The sequence below is a fragment of the Campylobacter concisus genome, from assembly GCF_002913945.1.
GTDB classification, from domain to species: Bacteria; Campylobacterota; Campylobacteria; order Campylobacterales; family Campylobacteraceae; genus Campylobacter_A; species Campylobacter_A concisus_P.
The window spans coordinates 79,471-99,465 of record NZ_POZK01000038.1; the positions used below are offsets into that span (position 1 = coordinate 79,471).

The 19,995-nt window shown below is 36.7% G+C and carries 19 protein-coding genes; 1 reads left to right on the forward strand and 18 read right to left on the reverse strand.

What is annotated here, in order from left to right; all coding sequences use genetic code 11:
• Window positions 1-2: 2 nt before the first annotated feature.
• The 3 genes from rplM to CYP64_RS09325 all read right to left on the reverse strand — a co-directional run bounded on the left by rplM (window position 3) and on the right by CYP64_RS09325 (window position 5,673).
• On the reverse strand, window positions 3-431 hold the full coding sequence (gene rplM / locus CYP64_RS09315) for a 50S ribosomal protein L13 (RefSeq protein WP_002939292.1): 429 nt from the start codon (window positions 429-431) through the stop codon (window positions 3-5).
• 80 nt (window positions 432-511) lie between these two features.
• Window positions 512-3,331, reverse strand: coding sequence for a RecB-like helicase (locus CYP64_RS09320; protein WP_103649537.1), 2,820 nt, complete (start codon window positions 3,329-3,331; stop codon window positions 512-514).
• A complete protein-coding gene (locus tag CYP64_RS09325; protein ID WP_103649538.1) occupies window positions 3,328-5,673 on the reverse strand; it encodes a PD-(D/E)XK nuclease family protein in 2,346 nt (781 codons plus the stop codon). Before CYP64_RS09325 ends, CYP64_RS09320 begins: the two co-directional genes overlap by 4 nt.
• A 151-nt stretch (window positions 5,674-5,824) precedes the next feature.
• On the opposite strand from CYP64_RS09325, the gene CYP64_RS09330 reads away from it, so the two are divergent.
• Window positions 5,825-6,412: a flavin reductase gene (locus CYP64_RS09330; protein WP_103649539.1), complete on the forward strand. Its 588-nt coding sequence runs from the start codon at window positions 5,825-5,827 to the stop codon at window positions 6,410-6,412.
• 117 nt (window positions 6,413-6,529) lie between these two features.
• Here CYP64_RS09330 and CYP64_RS09335 read toward each other — a convergent pair whose 3' ends face one another.
• The 15 genes from CYP64_RS09335 to CYP64_RS09405 all read right to left on the reverse strand — a co-directional run bounded on the left by CYP64_RS09335 (window position 6,530) and on the right by CYP64_RS09405 (window position 19,993).
• Complete coding sequence (locus CYP64_RS09335; RefSeq protein WP_103649540.1) at window positions 6,530-7,000, reverse strand: FixH family protein; 471 nt, start codon at window positions 6,998-7,000, stop codon at window positions 6,530-6,532.
• Window positions 6,993-7,562 carry a hypothetical protein gene (locus CYP64_RS09340; RefSeq protein ID WP_103649541.1) on the reverse strand — a complete coding sequence of 190 codons (570 nt, stop codon included), beginning with the start codon at window positions 7,560-7,562 and terminating at the stop codon, window positions 6,993-6,995. The genes CYP64_RS09335 and CYP64_RS09340 overlap by 8 nt, the downstream gene beginning before the upstream one ends.
• 106 nt (window positions 7,563-7,668) lie before the next feature.
• Window positions 7,669-7,881: a DUF4006 family protein gene (locus tag CYP64_RS09345; protein WP_021090794.1), complete on the reverse strand. Its 213-nt coding sequence runs from the start codon at window positions 7,879-7,881 to the stop codon at window positions 7,669-7,671.
• A complete protein-coding gene (locus CYP64_RS09350) occupies window positions 7,881-8,744 on the reverse strand; it encodes a cbb3-type cytochrome c oxidase N-terminal domain-containing protein (protein ID WP_103649542.1) in 864 nt (287 codons plus the stop codon). Before CYP64_RS09350 ends, CYP64_RS09345 begins: the two co-directional genes overlap by 1 nt.
• The gene (locus CYP64_RS09355) at window positions 8,732-8,941 is read right to left on the reverse strand and encodes a cytochrome c oxidase, cbb3-type, CcoQ subunit (protein WP_021090915.1); all 210 of its coding nucleotides are present in this window, start codon (window positions 8,939-8,941) and stop codon (window positions 8,732-8,734) included. Before CYP64_RS09355 ends, CYP64_RS09350 begins: the two co-directional genes overlap by 13 nt.
• A 9-nt stretch (window positions 8,942-8,950) precedes the next feature.
• On the reverse strand, window positions 8,951-9,616 hold the full coding sequence (gene ccoO, locus CYP64_RS09360; protein ID WP_084041629.1) for a cytochrome-c oxidase, cbb3-type subunit II: 666 nt from the start codon (window positions 9,614-9,616) through the stop codon (window positions 8,951-8,953).
• Window positions 9,616-11,103: a cytochrome-c oxidase, cbb3-type subunit I gene (gene ccoN, locus CYP64_RS09365; RefSeq protein ID WP_035167282.1), complete on the reverse strand. Its 1,488-nt coding sequence runs from the start codon at window positions 11,101-11,103 to the stop codon at window positions 9,616-9,618. The genes ccoO and ccoN overlap by 1 nt, the downstream gene beginning before the upstream one ends.
• Before the next feature lie 92 nt (window positions 11,104-11,195).
• Window positions 11,196-11,879: a response regulator transcription factor gene (locus tag CYP64_RS09370; RefSeq protein WP_021090989.1), complete on the reverse strand. Its 684-nt coding sequence runs from the start codon at window positions 11,877-11,879 to the stop codon at window positions 11,196-11,198.
• Between the two features lie 80 nt (window positions 11,880-11,959).
• Window positions 11,960-12,625, reverse strand: a complete 666-nt coding sequence (locus tag CYP64_RS09375) for a sulfite exporter TauE/SafE family protein (RefSeq protein ID WP_258033001.1) — start codon at window positions 12,623-12,625, stop codon at window positions 11,960-11,962.
• A gap of 1 nt (window position 12,626) precedes the next feature.
• Window positions 12,627-13,745, reverse strand: coding sequence for a glutamine-hydrolyzing carbamoyl-phosphate synthase small subunit (gene carA / locus CYP64_RS09380; protein ID WP_085657829.1), 1,119 nt, complete (start codon window positions 13,743-13,745; stop codon window positions 12,627-12,629).
• Window positions 13,745-14,296, reverse strand: a complete 552-nt coding sequence (locus CYP64_RS09385; RefSeq protein WP_087578297.1) for a DUF507 family protein — start codon at window positions 14,294-14,296, stop codon at window positions 13,745-13,747. The genes carA and CYP64_RS09385 overlap by 1 nt, the downstream gene beginning before the upstream one ends.
• Before the next feature lie 49 nt (window positions 14,297-14,345).
• Window positions 14,346-14,786, reverse strand: a complete 441-nt coding sequence (locus CYP64_RS09390; RefSeq protein ID WP_103649543.1) for an isoleucyl-tRNA synthetase — start codon at window positions 14,784-14,786, stop codon at window positions 14,346-14,348.
• A gap of 164 nt (window positions 14,787-14,950) precedes the next feature.
• Window positions 14,951-18,211, reverse strand: coding sequence for a carbamoyl-phosphate synthase large subunit (gene carB, locus CYP64_RS09395; protein WP_103649544.1), 3,261 nt, complete (start codon window positions 18,209-18,211; stop codon window positions 14,951-14,953).
• A complete protein-coding gene (gene mreC / locus CYP64_RS09400; protein ID WP_103649545.1) occupies window positions 18,211-18,966 on the reverse strand; it encodes a rod shape-determining protein MreC in 756 nt (251 codons plus the stop codon). The genes carB and mreC overlap by 1 nt, the downstream gene beginning before the upstream one ends.
• Window positions 18,956-19,993, reverse strand: a complete 1,038-nt coding sequence (locus CYP64_RS09405; RefSeq protein WP_021090637.1) for a rod shape-determining protein — start codon at window positions 19,991-19,993, stop codon at window positions 18,956-18,958. Before CYP64_RS09405 ends, mreC begins: the two co-directional genes overlap by 11 nt.
• Window positions 19,994-19,995 lie beyond the last annotated feature (2 nt).

Consider the following 19,995-nt stretch of genomic DNA (forward strand, 5'->3'; position numbering starts at 1 on the left):
AATTATTTTCCTTCTTTTTTAGCTATTTGTGCCGTATGAGGATGCTCACTGCCAGCATAAACTTTTAGTTTTTTTATCATCTCTCTTCCAAGTTTAGTTTTTGGAAGCATTCCACGAACAGCTAATTTAAATAGTTTTTCTGGCTTATTTGCTATCAAATCGCCAAATTTTTCACTCTTTACGCTACCAAAATATCCTGAGTGTCTGTGATAAAGTTTATCTTCAGCTTTGTTATTACCAGTAAATTCTACTTTTGAAGCATTTATGATGATAACATAGTCGCCACAATCTACGTTTGGCGTGAAGCATGGTTTGTTTTTGCCACGAAGTATAGTTGCTACCTCAGTTAGCAATCTACCAAAACGTTTACCAGCTGCATCAACAACGATCCAGTCTCGTTTAACTTCGTTTGGCTTTGTTATTTTTGTCATTTTCTTACCTTTGCCAAGTTAATTTTTGAGTTGTGATTGTATTTAAACAATGCTTTTATAAAGCTTAAATTAAGTAGCATTTAAACTTCAATATATGAAATTTTTCCATCAAGAGCGTAGAAGATGACGGCGATTATACTATGCTTTGGATAAAATTTACTTAATGCCTCTTTATATTCTCCAACTTGTTTTTTATTTTCCTCAATATTTTTATCTGTTGTTTTATAGTCTATCACACAAATTTCGCTCTCTCCAACACAAAATAAGTCCATCTGTTTTAACTCATTTTTTACTTTAAATGGCTGCTCTTTGTAAATTTCTTTATCTTTTATGCACTCTATAAATTTTGGCTCATTTATTAGCATTTTTGCCCGTTTAAAGGCATCTTCAAGCCTATCAGGTGAGAGAAATTTATAAAATTTATTTAGTATTAAACTCTTGGCTTTTAAAAGCGAATTTTCATCAAATTTCTCACTCATCTCAAGTAAATAGTGAAACGCTAAGCCAAAATAGATTGCCTCTAAATTTTTACCGCTCGTTTTTTGCTCTCTTGCCTCTATCTCTTGCCTTTCTATCTTTAAAATTTCAGGCATTTTTTCATCTTTTTTTGCCTCTTTTTGCTCGCTCTTGCTAGGTAAAATTTTGCCAAAACTAAACTCTTTTAGATCAAGATAGTCGTTTACTTCGCTTTTATCACTTCTAGTATAAAAAGAAAAAAAGCTAGGACTATTTCCACTTGGAGCAGCTTGTTTAATGATAATAAGCGACTTTGTAGCCCTAGTGAAAGCAACATAAATTTTATTGGTATTTTCTTGCTTCTCAAGCTCTCTTATTTGCTCTAACACGCCAGCATACTCAGGGTCAAAATTTTCTCTGCCAGAAATTCGGCTTTTTACTATCCACTCGCCTTTTTCGCTATATTCTGTTATAAAGTTTGAGTCATCGCCTCTGCCTTTACTCATCATATCACAAACTATCACGTGAGCAAACTCGAGCCCTTTTGACTTATGAACGGTCATTATCTTTACGCCGTCAGCATTTTTAGGACTGATTTTAGAACTGAAATTTTCAAGGTTAAAGATAAAATCGCTTAAATTTTTGTAGCCACTGCTTAGCTCAAAAAGCCTTAAAATATCAACATCAGCCATATTTATATATAAATTTTTAGCTAGATAAAATAGGCTTTTTGTCGCACTATCTTCAGCTTTTATTTTTAGCCTTTTAGGATTTGTATTTACAAGTGCTTTTACATTTTTTTCATAAATTTCTTCACCAAAAAGACAAAATTTCGCATACTCGATGATCGCTGCAACAAACGGCGTTCGCTTTAGCTCCAAGGTGCCTTCATTTACGCTTTTTATCCCCTCACTGCTAAGCACTTCTGAAATAAGGCTGATGTCACTATTTTTCCAGCAAAGCACAGTTATCTCACTTGCATTTACGCCAGCTGCAAGTAGCTCTTTTACTTGTGAAACGACTGCACCCGCGATATCTTCGTCACTTAGCACACGCAAGTAGCCGTAGTCATCTTCCTCGGCTTCAAAATAAGGACACTCACCACTTACTTTGTAGCTTAGCTCCTTATCTTTTTTAGCTGGCTCTTGTGGCTCAAAACTAAGCCCATATCTATGATAAATTTCTTCAAAAACAGCGTTATTAAATTTCACCAAAGCCTTTAAACTGCGGTAGTTACTTGGTAAATTTTCTATATCTATCTGACTAAAATCATCTCCAAGCTTATCGAAAAGCTCTTTTTTACCGCCCCTAAATTTATAGATACTCTGCTTCGTATCTCCAACGTAAAAAAAGCTTCCAAGTCCGTTCTGTCCGTATCCTGAAACGATTTCAGTGATGAGCGGCAAGATGATCTCATATTGGATCACGTTTGTATCTTGAAACTCATCTATCAAAAGGTGATTTATGCGTCCATCAAGCCTAAAGTAAAGCACATCTTTATCAAAATTTTCAACCAAAAGCTTAAAGACCAGCTTATTTATATCAGCAAAACTTAAAGCGTTTATCTCTTTATTTAGCTCTAAATTTGAGTATTTATAAATGTTTAAGAGCTTGCTAAAGCCGCTAAGTCTGTATCTTTCAACCTCCAAAATATACTCTTTTGCCGCCTCTTTTAGCTCGTTAAAGAGCCTATCAAGCTCACTTGTATAAATTTTGCTAAAAGTGCGGTAATTTAGGCTCTTTCTTTCAAAGACTTTGTTTTTAAAAAGCTCAAATAAATTTTGCTCTTTAAATGTCTTTTTGGCCGTATCGCTAGCACCATTTTGCAAGGCTATATGCTCATTTATCTCCTTTTGTGCTGCTCTTACCTTGCTATCATCTGGATAGCTTGCACCACTATCTTTTAGCTCACCACCAAAACTCTCATAAAATTTAGCCAAAGTCTGTGAGAAACTCGCCTCTTTTTGGCTTGAAATGATCATCATGAGTGCAAGCTCGCTAAGAAGCTTTTGATCTTTGCTTGCCTCTTTTACAAATTTTTTCCACGCCAGATCTTGCAGACTATCTCGCACGCTGTAATCAGGACTAAGTCCTAAATTTTGACTAAATTTCTTTAGGATTCCAGAGAAAAATGCATCAAATGTATAAATTTTTAACTCACTTTGCAAAAACCTATCAAGCTTCTCATCGCGTCTTTTTATGACCTCATCTTGGCTCAAACTAAGCTCTTTGCAAAGCTTATCAAGCTCGTCTTTTTTATTTTGCAAGTCCAAAAAAGTTGTGATTATGCGCTCTTTCATCTCATTGGCCGCTTTTTTGGTAAAGGTTAGAGCGATGATCTCGTTTATATTTTCGCCTCTAAGCACCAAAGCGATATAACGAACGCTTAAAGCAAATGTTTTCCCGCTTCCAGCACTTGCTTTTAGGGCTAAAAAATCTTTCATAACTCTCTCCTACAAAGTATGGCATACTCGCAAAATTTACAAGCTCCGCTCTTTCTTTCAAAATTTATCTTAGTATTATTTATACTCTTTAGATTTTCTATCTCAGCCCTTAGATCATCTACGCTTTTTTTTGAGCTAATAAGCACAGGTTCATTCTTTAGAGCAAAGTAAGCACTTTTTACCTCGCTACCATAAAGTGCTTCATAAAATGCAAGCTGAAGCGAGTTCGCATTTGCATCACCAGTTTTATAATCAAGTATAAAAGGCTCACCATCAGGGCTAGCATCGATCCTATCGATAATGCCTTTTATCTTTACATCACAAAAATCACTCTCTATATCTTTTTCACACTCAAGCACTCTAAAGCCAGCACTTAAACGTTCATTTTCAAACTCTGCGTATTCTTTAAATTTCTGCGACCAAATCTCAAGCTCAAGCGAAGAAAAATCTTGCTTTGCAAGTATTTCTTTAAAAATAGCCAAATCAAACATATTTTTTTGTCTATAAAAATCACTTGTGTAGTATTCATAAAGCGCCTTATGCACGCTATTTCCTTGCTTAGATCCTGGCTCAGTTGCTATTGCTTTTGCTCCTTTTATACCAGCTATCTTTGCGTAATAATACTTTCTTGGGCAAGTTAGAAATAAATTTAGTGTCGAAAATGATAGCGGTTTAGTGAAAAAATCATGCTCCAAAATAATCTCATTATCGCTTAAATTTAGGCTTGTACTTCCTTTTAAAAATAATTTTAAATACGCCTCGTCACTAAATTTCTCATCTTTTATTGTTTTGAAATTTTTTAAAAATCTTGAAGGAATACTCTCTTCGTTTAAAACACAGCTTATGGCGACCTTTTTGGCATTGTTTATAAGGCTTTCGTAGTAAAATCTCTGCAAATTTTCACGCTCAAGGTAGCTTATAAGCCCTGCCTTTTGCCTCACTTTTGAGTTTAAAAACATCTCATTTGTGCTTCTTGCTGGGATGAAGTTATCATTAAAATCAACTATGATCACGCCATCAAATTTCATTCCACGACTCTCTAGCATGCCCATGACACTGATCTTTCCACCGCCCACATCATCGATGCTAAGGCGCGAGATATTTAGCAAGAAAATTTCACTTAACTGCTTTAAGCTAAAGTCAAAATACCTGCATAAATTTTCAATCCTAAAAAGCTCAAGCGCGAGCTTTTCTTCACATCTTGGCTCATTTTCAAGTGTTAAAAGCTCATCTATTAGCCCTTTAAATTTAGCAAAGTCGCAAAGGTCAAAATAGCTTGATTTAAATTTATTAAAAAGCTCTTCGCTTACGCCAAGTGTGTTCAAGATAAAGCCAAGCTCCTCGTAGCTCTCACACTTACTTTGATCAAAAACCGGTATTACCTCTTCGTTTATCGCTCTTGTAATGTAAAAAAGCGTCTCATAAAATTTTGTATTTTTAAAGCTCTCACCCATAGCATAGTTAAAAATTTTATTGCTATCATGTAGCCTTAAAATTTCACTAAAACTCTCATCTGGCAATATAACAGCGATGTTTTCAGGCTTTATTCCATCACACACAAACTCGCTCGCCTTTGCCATAGCGTAGGCACATTGCAGGCTTCTAGTGGTAAATCTCTTCTCTAAGACTGGCTCAAATTTTTTGATATTTTCTAAGCAAATTAGCTCATTTGTCTTTAAATTTAGCTCATATTTTTTGTAATTTTCAATCTCGCTAATAGATGAAATTTGCTTTATTTTATTGATTAGCTTTGTGTTGAAAACACTAGTTTGAAAGATAATTTTTAGCGTAGTTAGCTTTGAGATTTTCTCTAAAATTTCCCACTCAAATTCGCTTAAAATTCCATCTATGTGTAGTGAAATTTCACTAAAGCTTTTGATGTAAGCTTCATTTATGTTATAAATTTTTGGCAAGGTTATATCATCGTAGAGATTTTCTCTATCAAGCAAGCTCTCATACTCTTTTAAAACCGCTTCAAGTATGTTTAAATGCTCCTCAAAATTAGCGTAAATATCGTTAAATTTGATCTCAGAGATACTCTTTTTACTAATAGCTAGCTCTTTAAAAAATGAAAAAAGATAGTCATTATTTTTCAAAAATTCAAAAAACTCAGTTGGAATTTTAAGAACAGAGTTTGCCTTTTTGACGCTAGCACAGGCTCTATTCATAAGCACTAAAGCATAGGTGCTATCAATCTCAAACCTACCATCTACATAAACTACCTTTTTATAAAACTCAGCAATACTTAGGCTTTTTGGGATTAGTTCGTCATTAAAACTTGCATTAAATTCACGAATCTTACGCGAGTTCGTAAAGACAAAAAGTTGGTTTAAGTTATGCATTTTTCTCTCTTAAATTTTTAAGCAATGATAGCTAAATGCTGATAAAAGAGCGCTTTTTACGCTTAGCTAAAGCTTTAAATTTTTATCTAAATACATTAAAATTTTAAGCCTTAAAGAGCCAAAAGCTACAATCACAAAAAAAGGAGCAAAAATGCATAAAGGGTTAAACAGACAAGGTTTTTACTACGGCTTTCCGGTTTTGCTGGCTACCACAAAAGATAAAAACGCAAACGATGATATCACGGTGCTTTCATCTTCTTGGACGTTAGGAAATACAGTAGTGCTTGGCATAGGCATTGAAAATCAAGGCTTTAAAAATATCAAAAATGGTTCAGATATCACGCTAAATTTATGTGATGAGAGTCTTCTAGAAGCTGTGCAAAAAATGGAAAAACTAACTGGCGATAGTAACGTACCAGAAGAAAAAAAGAATCTTGGCTACACCTACGAGCACGACAAATTTAATGTGGCAAATCTCAACAAAGAGCCTGGCATAAATGCAAAAACCGTCAGGATAAAAGAGTGCAAGATACAGATAGAAACGGTTGTAGAAAAGATAGAGTTAAAAGAGTGGTTTAGCATCGTTACTTGCAAGATTACAGGCATTTTTGTAGATGAGAATTTGCTAAAAGATGAAAAGATAGATACGCAAAAATGGCATCCACTAATCTATAAATTTAAAGAATATGTCGGCACTTGCGAGCGTTTGGGATTAAATTTTGGATTTAAAGAGATTTGATTTATAGCTTTATTTAATAAAAACTTGGTATTTTAGTTTTAGCCAAAAAGATTAGTTTGTTAAAATTTAAATCCAGCTTTGAAATCTTTTCCAGATGCCAAAGCTGCGATTTTAAGATCATTTTGTGACATTAAGGTCAAATTTATAATACCTTGTATCATTATTGTCACTTAACCTTAAAAGTAGCTGCCACCTGCCTTCTCTTAGACTTGTTTCTTCGCTTACTAGATCATTTTCTTGCCATGAAGCTCTTAAAATTTTATTTTCTTTATTTGTCTGTGGGCGAGTAAGTAAAATTTCATATTTTAAAGCCGAGATTTCTCCTTTTTGGGGAGTTAGATGAAATTTAAACTTAGCATTTAGGACATTAAAATTTGGCTCAAATTTTAGATCAAATTTCTCATCAAAGCGTTTTTCACTCTCTTTAATAAAGGTTATGTTTTCATCGACATTTTGGTAGCTTTGCATATAAGAGCTATCCATTTCGACTGGATGTTTCAGTGCTATGATGATCGTTACTGCGCAAGCGATAATGATAGCAATGAAGCTAAGTACGATAGCATAAGGCCAAAAGGTTTTTTTATCCATTTTTTACCTTTTTACAAAAGACAACAATTACAAAAAATGCAACCAAACCATAGATGAAAAATCTTAAAAAATTTAACGTAGTTTTGTTTGAATTTCCAACACTACTTTCAAGCTGTAAATTTAAGTTAGATGCGATTTGTTCGGCAATATCAGCGTAGCCATTTAATATAGCAGCATTATAGACATCTTTGCCATTTTTAGAAACTAAAATAGGAATTATCGTTCCTGATTCTGGATTTACACTTAAAATTTGTTCTTTATTAAAAAGCTTTGAAGTATTAGAATCGGCAAAAATTTCTACTTTCTTTTTATCCTTTATAAGTAGCAAAAAAGCATAAGGCGAGCTAAGGTTTTGCTCTTTAAAAAGAGCTTCTAGCTCACCATCTTTATATACGCCAACTACTAAATTTATACCGCTTTTTGCATAAAGCTCACTGCCGATCTCATTTAGCTTTACACTTACTTTTTGGCTTAGAATTTCATCATTATTTATCACAAAATTTGCTCCCAAAGCCAAACTTTGTGAGAGCAAAAATATAAAAATGAGTATAAATTTTCTCACACCTAGCCTACAAAAAGGTGGTTTGATGTAAGCACTGACCACGCACAAATAGCTCCTGCAACAACTATCAGCAAGATTATGGCTTTTTCTATTATGCCTAGCATCACTACTCCTTTATAATGACGTGTTTAGCGTTATCAACGCTTTTCATCTCAATGCTACTTGCATCTTTTAATGAGTAAGGTTTGGTTGCTACATCTTTTTGCAAGCCAATACCAATATAAGTAAGTACGCCAAGGATAGATAGTAAAAGCAAAACTGCCACCAAATAACCGCTAATGCCATTTAAAGCAAAGATGTTTCTATTTTTATTTTCCATTATTCGCCCTTTGATAGCGATATGACATATTCGCCAACTGCTTTTTGTTGTATCTCGTTTAATCTACCATCATTAAATTTAGGCATAACACCGATGTTGCCGTTTTTACCACGATTTAGTACATCTACGATGAACTCACTTGAACCATATTTACTAAGATCAGCCGACATACCATCCATGCCTTTGCCATCATCTCCGTGACAAGCTGCACAAGCTGCGTAAAGCTCTTTTCCCATAGCTACTAAATTTTCATTTTTTGTACTTTTTATAGCACTTATCTCTTTTGCGACATAAGCTGCGATAGCCTTTGCTCCATCAACATCAGCTAGCCCTGCTGGCATCTCACCCATAGGATAATCAAGCCCTTTTGAGCCATTTAGTATCGTATCAACTATTCCTTGTTCGCTACCCCAAATTTGTAAATTTGCAGCTTTGCCACCAATGCCATCGCCTGTGATACCATGACATGCTGAGCATTGCACTAAAAATACGCTCTCTCCCATAGCGTGAAGCGTTTCTTTGCTTGGGTTTGCATACTCTTTTTCAAATTTAGCGTTTGCCTCTTTTACTTCTTTATTATATTCACCGATTTGTGAGTAAGAATTTAGTGGATAACCAAGTAAATAATACCAAATCGCCCAAACAAGTGTTAATAAAAAAACTACTGCCCAACCAAATGGAACTGGATTTTTATACTCGCCTATTCCGTCCCAGTTATGCTCACTAAGCTCTACGCTTTCATCTTTTTTAACTTTCATTTGACCAACATACTTGCCAGCTACAACGACAGTTAGTACGATAATTAAGATGGCACCTATTAACGCAAGTAAATTTATATTATCTTCTAAATTTAGCCATTGCATACGCTCTCCTTTGTAGCCTTTTGCTCTAAAATTTTACTACCGATCTCATCATCTAGGGCTAATCTTGAATACTTCTCATAATTTCTTCTACCTTGCTTTTCACTTTTATAAAGATGAAAAAAATAAGCGTACAAAGTGATAGCTAAAAATGCTGTCAAAATAAAATAGCCATAAGCTTGAAGTTCTCTAATATCCATTACTAACTCCTATTTTAGGCTATTTAGATAGGCGATAAGTGCCACGATCTGGCGAATTTCCCCTTTTGCAAAAGCACTTTTTACTTGCTCGTCTTTCATACTTTCAACGATACTTGCAGCCTGCTCTTTTACATTAGCATTTGCTTGCTCAAAAGTGCCAAGAGCTGGCATATCTTTCTCATCATAAGGTGTGTTAAAAACCTTTTTAACAGTTAGTGCTTCAGCGTAAGCAGTCTCGATATCAGCATTTTTCTTAAATAAAAATGGATATGCTGGCATGATCGAGCCTGGCACTACAGAGGCTGGGTTTAACATATGATTTTCATGCCAATCTGTCGTTCTATAATTACCCACACGCATAAGATCTGGACCCGTTCTTTTTGAACCCCAAAGATGAGGACGATCATAAGCAAATTCGCCGCTTAACGAGTACATGCCGTATCTATCAGTCTCTGCTTTAAACGGACGTATCATCTGTGAGTGACAAGTGTTGCAACCATTTTGTATATATATATTTTTTCCAGCAAGCTCTAAGACTGTATAAGGTTTTGTACCCTCAAGTGGCCTAGCTCTATTTGCAAAGTCAGGTAAAATTTCTACCACGCCAGCATAAGCTATGACTATAAAGACGCAAACTGCAAAAAAGAATGGATTTTTTTCTAACCAAGCAAACATTACATCACCTCCGCATTGGCTTTAGCACCGCCCATAGGCGTTGCACTTTTTGGCTCTGCCAAAATAGCTTTAGCAGAAGTTGATTTGTAGATATTATAAGCAAACATCAAAAAGCCAATCAAATACAAAAGTCCGCCAATAGCTCTAATGTAATAATAAGGTATAAGCACTACAACAGTATCAATAAATGAGTAGAGTAAATTTCCATAGCTATCAGTTGCTCTCCACATCATACCTTGCGTAATACCAGCAATCCACATCGAAGCAAAGTATAAAACGATACCTGTTGTTTGTATCCAAAATTGAGCTTCCATTAAGGATTTTGAATAAATTTCACGCTTAAAGACACGTGGCGTCATGTGATAAAGTGCTGCCATAGTCATAAAACCAACCCAGCCAAGTGCACCATCGTGTACGTGTCCTGGCACCCAGTCAGTATAGTGAGCTAGTGCATTTACAGATTTGATAGCTAAGATAGGGCCTTCAAGAGTTGAAAACATATAAAAGGTTGAAGCTAAAATCATAAATTTAATAAGCGGGCTCTCGCGAAGTTGTGTCCATTCGCCTTTCATTGTAAGAAGCATATTAATAGCTGAACCCCAAGAAGGCAAAATCAAAACAATAGAAAAAACCGAACCCATAGTCTGCATCCAATCAGGCACAGCAGTATATATTAGGTGGTGGCCACCAGCCCAAAGATAGATAAACATAAGACCCCAGAATGAAAATAGCGAAAGCTTATAAGAAAATATCGGCTGTCCGCTCTCTTTTGGTAAGAAGTAATAAATTTGGGCGATGATCGCTACTGTAAATACAAACGCAACTGCGTTGTGGCCGTACCACCACTGAACCAAAGCATCATTTGAGCCAGCATACATCGAAACTGAGTGTAGCCATGAGCCATATCCACTAACTAGTCTTGTTGGAATTTCCATGTTATTAAATAGATAAAGCATAGCAACGCCAAGGAATGTAGCAATGTAATACCAAACCGAGATATAAAGTGTTTTCTCGCGGCGTATACCAATAAGTCCAAATATACTTACGCCCCAAAGCACCCAGACTACTACTACAGCAATATCTAGTGGCCACTCAAGCTCGGCATACTCTTTAGATGTACTCTCGCCCATAAAAAGTGTCACGACAGCTAGAATCATAACAAGTATATAAAGCCAAAAATGAAGCTTACCAATGAACATCAAAAACGGAGATTCACTCATTGATACTTTTAGGACACGCTGTCCTATGTAATACCAAGTGGCAAATATACCAGAGAGCATAAAACCAAAAATGATACCGTTAGTATGAAGAGGACGCAATCTACCAAATGCCGAATACTCACCAGCTATATAGTTTAGATCAGGACAGGCAAGCTGAAAAGCCACCAAAACACCAATAGCCATGCCAACAATACCAAAAAATATCGTGGAGAACATAAAGAGTTTTGCCACACTATAATCATAATGTAGCAACTGGGATGGTCGCATAAATTTTCCTCCTAGTTAAATTTATATTAATTTTCGGTTATTTTAGAGTAGAAAAACTATAAAAAGACTTAATTAATATAAATTCTCTTTTACTAGGAGAGTCTTCTATCTATTTTGTAACCAAGTCCAGGAACATTTTTTATAAAATTACTACCGACTTTATCTCTAACACGTTTAACAAAGGTCCTAATAGCAGCCTCTGTCACACTCTCGCCAACCCAAACAACATTTTTTATTTCATCGTGAAGTACAAGCGTACCAAGTCTTTTTATGAGTAAAGATATAAAAGCAAGTTCTTTTTTTGTAAGAGAAATTTCAACACCATCTCTGATAAGCACACGTTTTATTTTATTAAAACTATATCCATTTGTAACCTGAATAATATTTGCTGTTTCTATTTTATTTTTAGCGACATTTTCTAAAGTAACCAAAAAATCATCAAGATCAATCGGCTTTAAAACGTATTTATCAATACCAACATCTATCGCTTTTAGAAGTGTCTCTTTTTCACTATTTGTGCTAAAAACTATAATAGGTGTATCTTTTGAAATTTCTTTAATGCTTTTAGCCATATCAAGACCATTCATTATAGGCATAAAAACATCTGTTATAACCATATTTGGATTATATTTTTTAAATTTCTTAAGTCCTTCATCGCCATTTTGAGCAGTGATAACTTTTTCGAATTTATCTCGCATAACTTCTTGTACTATTTTTTTACCATCTCCCTCATTCTCAACGATAAGAACAGTTAGATTATTAAGAATCTTGCTCATTTATTCTTCCTTTTTGGTTATATTTATCAAACATCATAAATTTTGACGCAACTAACAATTATTTCTCTTATTTTTCTATCTTAAGCATTTGCTCTATATCCTAAAAATGATAAATAAATTCCATTTATTATCATTATGCTAGCTGAGATCTTAAACATTATGTCTTTAAATTTTTCATTTAAAATCCCAAATACAAAGCTAGCTAAAAGCATGGCTGGCAATGTACAAAGACCAAATACAAGCATTATAAAAGCCGAATCAATAAAATTTGCACTTAAAATCCCAAGTGCCAAAAAATAATAAACCACACCACAAGGCAAAAAGCCATTTAAAAAACCAAGTAATAAAAAATTTGCTAAATTTTTCTTTTGAATCCTTGTTTTTGCAATTCTTACTACAAAATTAAGCGCCTTTTGATTCTCTACAAATTTTAAAAGCTCGCCCCTAAAAAGTAAGGCAATGCCGATAAACGCGATCATTAAGCCAACTATGAAAAATATCACACCTCTTGCTTGCATGCTAAAGCTAATAACAGCTCCAAAGGCACCAAACAAAGCTCCTAAAACTACATAAGCAAAAATTCTAGCTAGACTATAAAGCGTACTTAGCATTAGAATTTCTCTCTTGCTTTTGCCTTGAAAAAATAGAGTCTGCAAGCTCAAAAATCCGCTACACATACCTACACAATGACTAAAGCTACTTAAAAATGCAACTGAGATAATCATGTAAAGGTTTATGTTTTGCATCTTATAAAATTTCTAAAAACTGCTTAAATATATATTTACTCTCGCTTGGACCACCACTTGCTTCTGGGTGGTGTTGAACTGAAAAGATCGGATAGTCTTTGTATCTCACACCTTCAATCGTATTATCAAATAAATTTCTATGAGTCACAACAGCTACTTCTGCAATACTCTCAGGTACGTTGTAGTTGTGATTTTGTGTTGTTATCTCGATCGCTTTTGTCTCTAAATTTAGCACTGGGTGATTTGCCCCGTGCTGACCAAATTTAAGCTTATATGTCTCGTATCCAAAGGCGTTTGATAGTAGCTGATGTCCAAGACAGATACCAAATATAGGTATCCTAGCCTCTATCATCTTTTTGATCTCGCCTATTTCAGCCTTTAAATTTTTTGGCTCACCAGGACCATTTGATAAGAATACCCCATTTATCTCGCCATTTTTAAATTTTTCTATCAAAATTTCAGCCTTAGTGTCGTGTGGCACGACAATGACTTCAAGACCAGTTTCACATAGCTCATTTAAGATATTTCTCTTTACACCAAAGTCAAAAACAGCTATCTTTTTACCAATACTTTTTAACGGCTTATATGACTTTAAATTTCTATCCCAAGCGCCTTTTTTATGCTCGTACTCATCCATCGCACTAACTGTTTTTACGTAGTTTATATTTTCGATACGCCCACTACTTTCAAGCCTGCGTTTTAGCTCGTCTTTATCACTTATTTGCGTTGAGATATAAGCCATCAAGGCACCTTCATCGCGTAGCATCTTTGTGAGGTATCTAGTATCAATGTCATAAACGCCAAATTTACCTTGCTCTTCGAAAAATTTTCCCAAAGATTTTTGCGAGCGGTAGTTTGACGGGGTCTCGTTGTAGCTTCTCATTATAACGCCACTTGCATGAATTCTAAGACTCTCCATATCATCTTCATTTATACCTACTATACCTATTTCTGGCATCGTAAAGACGATAAACTGACCAGCATAGCTTGGATCGCTCATGATCTCTTCATAGCCAGTCATCGAGGTATTAAAAACGAGCTCACCTGCACACTCGCCGTGAGCACCAAAAGCTTTTGCTTCTAAAAAAACACCATTTTCAATATAAATGTAAGCTTTCATTAAAGCATGCCTCTTTTTTTAAGCTCATCTTGATACAAACGCTCAAAGACAAGATCATATTCATCAGTTCCTGGGATTAGCTTGTGTTTATAATTTTGTATCATTTCATAGACATCATCTTCTATCTTCTCATAGCTTTTTAAGTACTCGTCTATTGAGTTATAAATCACATTTTTTACACGATTTTCAGATACATTATAGTCAACAAGGCCGCTCTTCCAAATAGTTTCAAGCACTTTGTGAGCGATATTACTAAATCTATCTTCGTGGGTTAAGATTACATCAAATTCACCTGCGAGCTTCTTTTTAACGAGCCAAAACATATTTTTGCGGTCAATTTGCATAGTTTGCATCTCGTCTTCATTTTTCTCCAAAAGCTCATTTACTCGCTCATCTAAAGCTCTTTCTTTTTGAATATCGACTGTTAAAATTTCACTTGTTTTTGCTACGATTGGCTCAATGCCTTTATTTAATCTTACGAAACCACAATTTAGGAGATCTATTGCTATTTTATGTGAAATATACGGAACGTGTGGGAGTTTTAAACGCATTTTAAACCTTTAAATTTTTATGCCATTTTAACTAAATAAAGGTAAAACTTTACTTTGAAATTTTAACGACTTTATTATTATCGCTTCTTAAAAAATAAATTTCTCTTCGTCCATCATAAAGTATCTTTCCATCAGTCTTTTGCTTATTTTCTAAATTTGATGAGATATCTAAAGATAGCGATTTACTCATAAAATAATTCTCTCCTAAAGTGCGTCCAAAGTCAGGATACCAACTAAAAGCACAAACTATCAACAAAACTAAATAAAAGGCTCTAAAAATTTTTCTAAATGGTGCATAAAAAAAGAAATACCCAAATATAAAAAATACGGGCAAAAGCCATAAGAAAGGCACGTTATCAACAAAAATAACATTAAAATACTCGCTTATGCCATAGTAAGAAAAGTAGTTGTTGTAAATTCCAACAAATAGCGTAAAAATAGGAGCAAGGACAAATATAATACCTGTAAAAAAAGCATTTAAAATTTTCATAATCTCTCCTTTTGAGTGAGATTATATTAAACATAAGCTTTAATATTACTAGATTGATGAAAGCTGGACTAAAATTCAAAGCAAAATGCCATATATGGACATCTGTTGCTTCTAATAATACTTTAAAAAACAGTTTAGCTATAAGCTAAACTGTCTTAAATTTATTATTTTTTAGATAAATACTCTTGCAAGCTTTTTACTTCAAGTGCTTTGCCAGTTTGAACTGAGCTTAGCGACTTAGCGGCTGCGAGTGCTGCACGGATCGTTGTAAAGTAAGGAATTTTAAATCTAAGCACATTTTGGCGGATCTTTTTGCCATCATCCACACTTGATTTTGTATCGCTTGTATTGATGACAAGTGCGATATCGCCGTTTTTGAGCCTATCTTCTACGTTTGGTCTGCCCTCACTTATCTTATAGACAAACTCAGCCTCAACGCCAGCTTCGCTTAAAATTTTATGCGTACCGCCAGTTGCGACGATACTAAAGCCAAGCGCTATTAGCTCTCTCGCAAGATCAGGTGCGTAAGATTTATCAGCGTCAGCTAGCGTTAAAAAGACCCTACCCTTGCTTGGCAAAGTATTGCTCGCAGCGATCTGACTCTTTGCAAATGAGCTTGCAAAATCGTGACTTATGCCCATTACTTCACCCGTACTCTTCATCTCAGGGCCAAGGATGAGATCGGCGCCGCTTAGCTTGTTAAACGGCAATACGCACTCTTTTACGCAAATATGCGAGCTAACGCGAGGTTTTAAGATGTCGCCGTCCTCATAAACAACTTTGTAATCATCATAAAATTTAAGCGCCTCACGTAAATTTCCCTGCCACATGACTCTTGTCGCTACCTTTGCCATAGGCACGCCAGTAGCCTTGCTCACAAACGGCACAGTCCTACTCGCACGAGGATTTACCTCGATCATATAAAGCTCGTTTTCATAGATAGCAAACTGGATATTCATAAGGCCGACAACGCCTAAATTTAGCGCGATATCTCTGGTTTGCTTCTCCACTTTTTTTATCATTTCATCACTTAAACTCATCGGTGGCAATATGCAAGCCGAGTCGCCAGAGTGAATTCCAGCCTCTTCGATATGCTCCATTATAGCGCCGATATAGACCTCTTTGCCGTCACATATAGCATCTACGTCAAGCTCTTTTGCATCTTGTAAAAATTTATCAAGTAGTACTGGCGAGTGATTACTAACCTTTACCGCTTCACTCATATACTCTTTTAGCTCGCTCTCGTTGTGTACCCTTCTCATCGCCCTACCACCTAGGACATAGCTTGGGCGAACTAGCACTGGATAGCCGATAGTAGCGGCTTTTTGCAAAGCTTCTTCTAGGCTAGTGGCGGTGTCATTTTTAGGTTGAAGGACGCCTATTTTATTTATAAATTCGCTAAATTTCTTTCTATCCTCGGCCACATCGATCACTCTTGCAGTTGTTCCAATGATCTTTGCACCGATCACGCTTAAGCGTTTTGCAAATTTAAGCGGAGTTTGGCCGCCAAAATGCACGATCACGCCGTCTGGCTTTTCACGCTCGATGACCGATCTCACGTGCTCAAAATCGATCGGCTCAAAATATAAAATATCACTCGTGTCGTAGTCGGTTGAGACGGTTTCTGGGTTGCAGTTGTACATTATCGTTTTTATGCCAAGGTCTCTTAGAGCGTAGCTTGCATGCACGCAGCAGTAGTCAAACTCTATACCCTGGCCGATCCTGTTTGGACCACCGCCTATTATCATTACCTTTTTAGCGTCTTTTACAAGCTCTTTTTTAGGAAATTTGGTGATATTTGTGGTTGAGTAAAGATACGGCGTTAGCGCCTTAAATTCGCCCGCGCAAGTATCAACCTCGTTGTATTCAAGCTCGATACCAAGCTTTTGCCTAGCAAAATAGATATCATTTTGACTGAGCTCAAGATCGTCTTTTTCATTTATAAGCACAGCTATCATCTTGTCTGAAAAGCCCATGCTTTTGGCCTCTCGAAGTAGCTCTTCGTTATTCAAGATATCCATGTCGATCTTATCTTCAAATTTAACTATCTCATAAATTTGCTCTAAAAACCAAGGATCGATCTTACTAAACTCATGCACCTCAGCCACATTAAAGCCATCTCTAAAGGCTTGTGCTAGATATAAAATTCTCCTCTCATTTGCATTTCTGATGCCATAAATCAAAGCGTTTCTTTCTAAACTAAGGCTGTTAAATCCGCAAAGATCGCGCTCTAAGCTACAAAGCGCCTTTTGGATGCTCTCTTTAAATGTCCTACCTATCGCCATGACCTCGCCAACTGACTTCATCGCAGTGCCTAGATATGGGTTTGATCCTGGAAATTTCTCAAATGTAAAACGTGGAATTTTTGTCACGATGTAGTCAATCACCGGCTCAAAGCTAGCAGGCGTGCCCGTGATATCGTTTTTGATCTCATCTAGGCTAAAGCCAACCGCTAGAAGTGTCGCTACCTTTGCGATCGGATAGCCAGTAGCTTTACTAGCAAGTGCTGAGCTTCGGCTAACGCGTGGGTTCATCTCGATAACGATCATGCGGCCACTTTTTGGGTCTATGGCAAACTGCACGTTGCTGCCGCCCGTATCAACGCCGATCTCGCGAAGTATGGCAAAGCTAGCGTCTCTCATAGCCTGATACTCTTTATCTGTGAGTGTGAGTGCTGGTGCAACCGTGATGCTATCGCCTGTGTGAACGCCCATTGGGTCGAAATTTTCGATCGAACAGACGATAATGCAGTTATCGTTTCTATCTCTGATGACCTCCATCTCGTACTCTTTCCAGCCAAGCAAGCTCTCTTCTATCAAAATTTCATGTATCGGGCTTGCGTCAAGGCCGGTGTTGGCTAGCTCTTTAAACTCATCCATATTGTAAGCCACGCCGCTTCCTGCGCCACCAAGCGTGTAGCTAGCTCTTATGATGAGCGGAAAGCCTATCTCATTTGCCGCATTTAGCGCGTCGTCCATGTTATAAGCGTATCTACTCTCAGGCAAATCCATGCCGATCTTTTGCATAGTTGCTTTAAAAATTTGTCTATCTTCGCCCTTTTTTATTGCTTCTGGGTTTGCACCAAGAAATTTGATATCCTTTAAAAGTCCGCTCTCAAAGACCTCCATAGCGGCATTTAGCGCCACTTGACCGCCCATCGTTGGCAAAATGGCGTCAATATTTTCTTTTTCGATGATCTTTAAAATGCTATCTTTTGTGATCGGTTCTATATACGTTGCGTCGGCGAAATTTGGGTCAGTCATAATGGTGGCTGGGTTTGAGTTGATAAGCACTACGCGGTATCCAAGCTCTTTTAGCGTCTTGGCTGCTTGCGTGCCTGAGTAGTCAAATTCGCAGGCTTGACCGATGACGATAGGGCCTGAGCCGATTAGCAAAATGGTATTTATATCTGTTCTTTTTGGCATCATTTTTCCTTTGTTACAACGTATAGATAGTTTGGTATGTTTAGCTTTGCATAGGGCTCAACTATCACGCTTTGATAGGAGCTCTCTTTTAAAATTTTACTCACGCGCCCTACTGGCACTCCACTAAAAAATATCCCATCAAGCCCGCTCGTAAAGACCTCGTCGCCCTCTTTTGGGCTGAGCCATTGTGGGATAAATTTTACCATTATTTGGCCTTGATTTCCATGCGCGACGCCTGGAATTTTGTCATTTCCTATATAGACTGCAAATATACTTTTTGGATCATTTTGCAAGTAAGCTAGCGGTTTGCCATCTTTTGCGATGACGATACCAGCACTATTTCCTTGATAGATGAGCCCGTAAATTTTATTTGGATCGTATCCTTCAAACTCACTTATCCAAATTTTATTATAATCCCCGATATGCACGTAACTAAGCCCTTTTACTAGCTTTACAGCTGGGGCGTAGGCAGTTGAGTTTTTATCTTTTAAAATTTGATTTAGCTCGTTCGCAAAAGTAGAAAGAAGCGTAGCTGAGCGCTCTAACTCTTCATTTTGCGCTCTTAGCTTTTCTATCTCACTAGCCTGCCTAAAATATTCGTTTATATAGTCTTTCACGCCTTTAGCAAAATTGTCGTATGAATTTGTAGCATAGTTACTAAACCCAATAGAAAGATTACTTAAAATTTCTCCCTTGAAAACTGAGACCGTAGCAAGCAATGCTATAAAAACAAAAAGAACAATCTTACTCTTCATTTGTCAGCTGTTGTAAAAGCCCAATCTCTTCAAGTGCCTTGCCCGTTCCTCTAGCAACCGCAAGGAGTGGCTCGTCAGCTACAAAAACTGGAAGTTTAACGATATCAGATAAAAATTTATCAAGTCCTCTAATAAGCGCTCCGCCGCCAGTTAGTACGATACCAGTCTCCACGATATCACCAGCAAGATCAGGCGGCATCATCTCAAGCACGGTTTTAAGCGCATCTGCGATCTCTTTTAGTGGCTCTCTCATCGCCTCTCTTACATCTTCGCTTGTTAGCTCGACTCTACTTAAAAGACCACTTACTTGGTCGCGACCTTTTACCACTACGCTTAGCTCTTTTTCAAGCTGCACAGCAGAACCTACAGCAATCTTTATCTCCTCGCCAGTTCGCTCACCTATTAGTAGGTTATATTTCTCTTTTATGTAATTAACAATACTAATATCAATCTTATCACCAGCTGTGCGGATTGATTTTGAGATGACTAGACCGCCGAGTGAGACGACACCAATCTCAGTCGTACCGCCACCGATATCAACTACTAGGTTGCCTTGTGGCTCACGAACTGGTAAATTTGCGCCAATCGCTGCTGCCATAGGCTCTTCGATCAAAAATACCTCTCTTGCTCCAGCACTTAAGGCACTTTCTCTAACAGCCTTTCTTTCGACCTGAGTAAGTCCATAAGGAACTGAGATGATGATCCTTGGGCGTAAAAAGCTTTTTCTTTTGTGAGTCTTTTCTATAAAATAGCGTATCATACGCTCAGTCATATCAAAATCCGCAATAACGCCATCTCTCATTGGCCTTATCGCCTCGATATCTCCTGGAGTTTTTCCTACCATCTCTTTTGCAGCATGTCCGACCGCTAAAATTTTTTGTTTGCCATATTTCTCACGCCTTACCGCAACAACAGAAGGCTCGTTTATTATTATGCCTTTATCCTTTACCAAAACAAGTGTATTTGCAGTACCGAGATCTATGCCCATATCACTTGAGAAAAAACCTATAACCTGATCTAAAAACATCT

What these genes read in the sequence shown, in the direction of transcription:
- CYP64_RS09325 (WP_103649538.1), bottom strand. Translation starts at nt 5,673, where the DNA reads ATGCATAACTTAAACCAACTTTTTGTCTTTACGAACTCGCGTAAGATT.
- CYP64_RS09385 (WP_087578297.1), bottom strand. Translation starts at nt 14,296, where the DNA reads ATGCGTTTAAAACTCCCACACGTTCCGTATATTTCACATAAAATAGCA.
- CYP64_RS09335 (WP_103649540.1), bottom strand. Translation starts at nt 7,000, where the DNA reads ATGGATAAAAAAACCTTTTGGCCTTATGCTATCGTACTTAGCTTCATT.
- carA (WP_085657829.1), bottom strand. Translation starts at nt 13,745, where the DNA reads ATGAAAGCTTACATTTATATTGAAAATGGTGTTTTTTTAGAAGCAAAA.
- CYP64_RS09405 (WP_021090637.1), bottom strand. Translation starts at nt 19,993, where the DNA reads ATGTTTTTAGATCAGGTTATAGGTTTTTTCTCAAGTGATATGGGCATA.
- ccoN (WP_035167282.1), bottom strand. Translation starts at nt 11,103, where the DNA reads ATGCGACCATCCCAGTTGCTACATTATGATTATAGTGTGGCAAAACTC.
- CYP64_RS09355 (WP_021090915.1), bottom strand. Translation starts at nt 8,941, where the DNA reads ATGGATATTAGAGAACTTCAAGCTTATGGCTATTTTATTTTGACAGCA.
- mreC (WP_103649545.1), bottom strand. Translation starts at nt 18,966, where the DNA reads ATGAAGAGTAAGATTGTTCTTTTTGTTTTTATAGCATTGCTTGCTACG.
- rplM (WP_002939292.1), bottom strand. Translation starts at nt 431, where the DNA reads ATGACAAAAATAACAAAGCCAAACGAAGTTAAACGAGACTGGATCGTT.
- CYP64_RS09350 (WP_103649542.1), bottom strand. Translation starts at nt 8,744, where the DNA reads ATGCAATGGCTAAATTTAGAAGATAATATAAATTTACTTGCGTTAATA.
- CYP64_RS09330 (WP_103649539.1), top strand. Translation starts at nt 5,825, where the DNA reads ATGCATAAAGGGTTAAACAGACAAGGTTTTTACTACGGCTTTCCGGTT.
- carB (WP_103649544.1), bottom strand. Translation starts at nt 18,211, where the DNA reads ATGCCAAAAAGAACAGATATAAATACCATTTTGCTAATCGGCTCAGGC.
- CYP64_RS09320 (WP_103649537.1), bottom strand. Translation starts at nt 3,331, where the DNA reads ATGAAAGATTTTTTAGCCCTAAAAGCAAGTGCTGGAAGCGGGAAAACA.
- CYP64_RS09370 (WP_021090989.1), bottom strand. Translation starts at nt 11,879, where the DNA reads ATGAGCAAGATTCTTAATAATCTAACTGTTCTTATCGTTGAGAATGAG.
- CYP64_RS09390 (WP_103649543.1), bottom strand. Translation starts at nt 14,786, where the DNA reads ATGAAAATTTTAAATGCTTTTTTTACAGGTATTATATTTGTCCTTGCT.
- CYP64_RS09375 (WP_258033001.1), bottom strand. Translation starts at nt 12,625, where the DNA reads ATGCAAAACATAAACCTTTACATGATTATCTCAGTTGCATTTTTAAGT.
- ccoO (WP_084041629.1), bottom strand. Translation starts at nt 9,616, where the DNA reads ATGTTTGCTTGGTTAGAAAAAAATCCATTCTTTTTTGCAGTTTGCGTC.
- CYP64_RS09345 (WP_021090794.1), bottom strand. Translation starts at nt 7,881, where the DNA reads ATGGAAAATAAAAATAGAAACATCTTTGCTTTAAATGGCATTAGCGGT.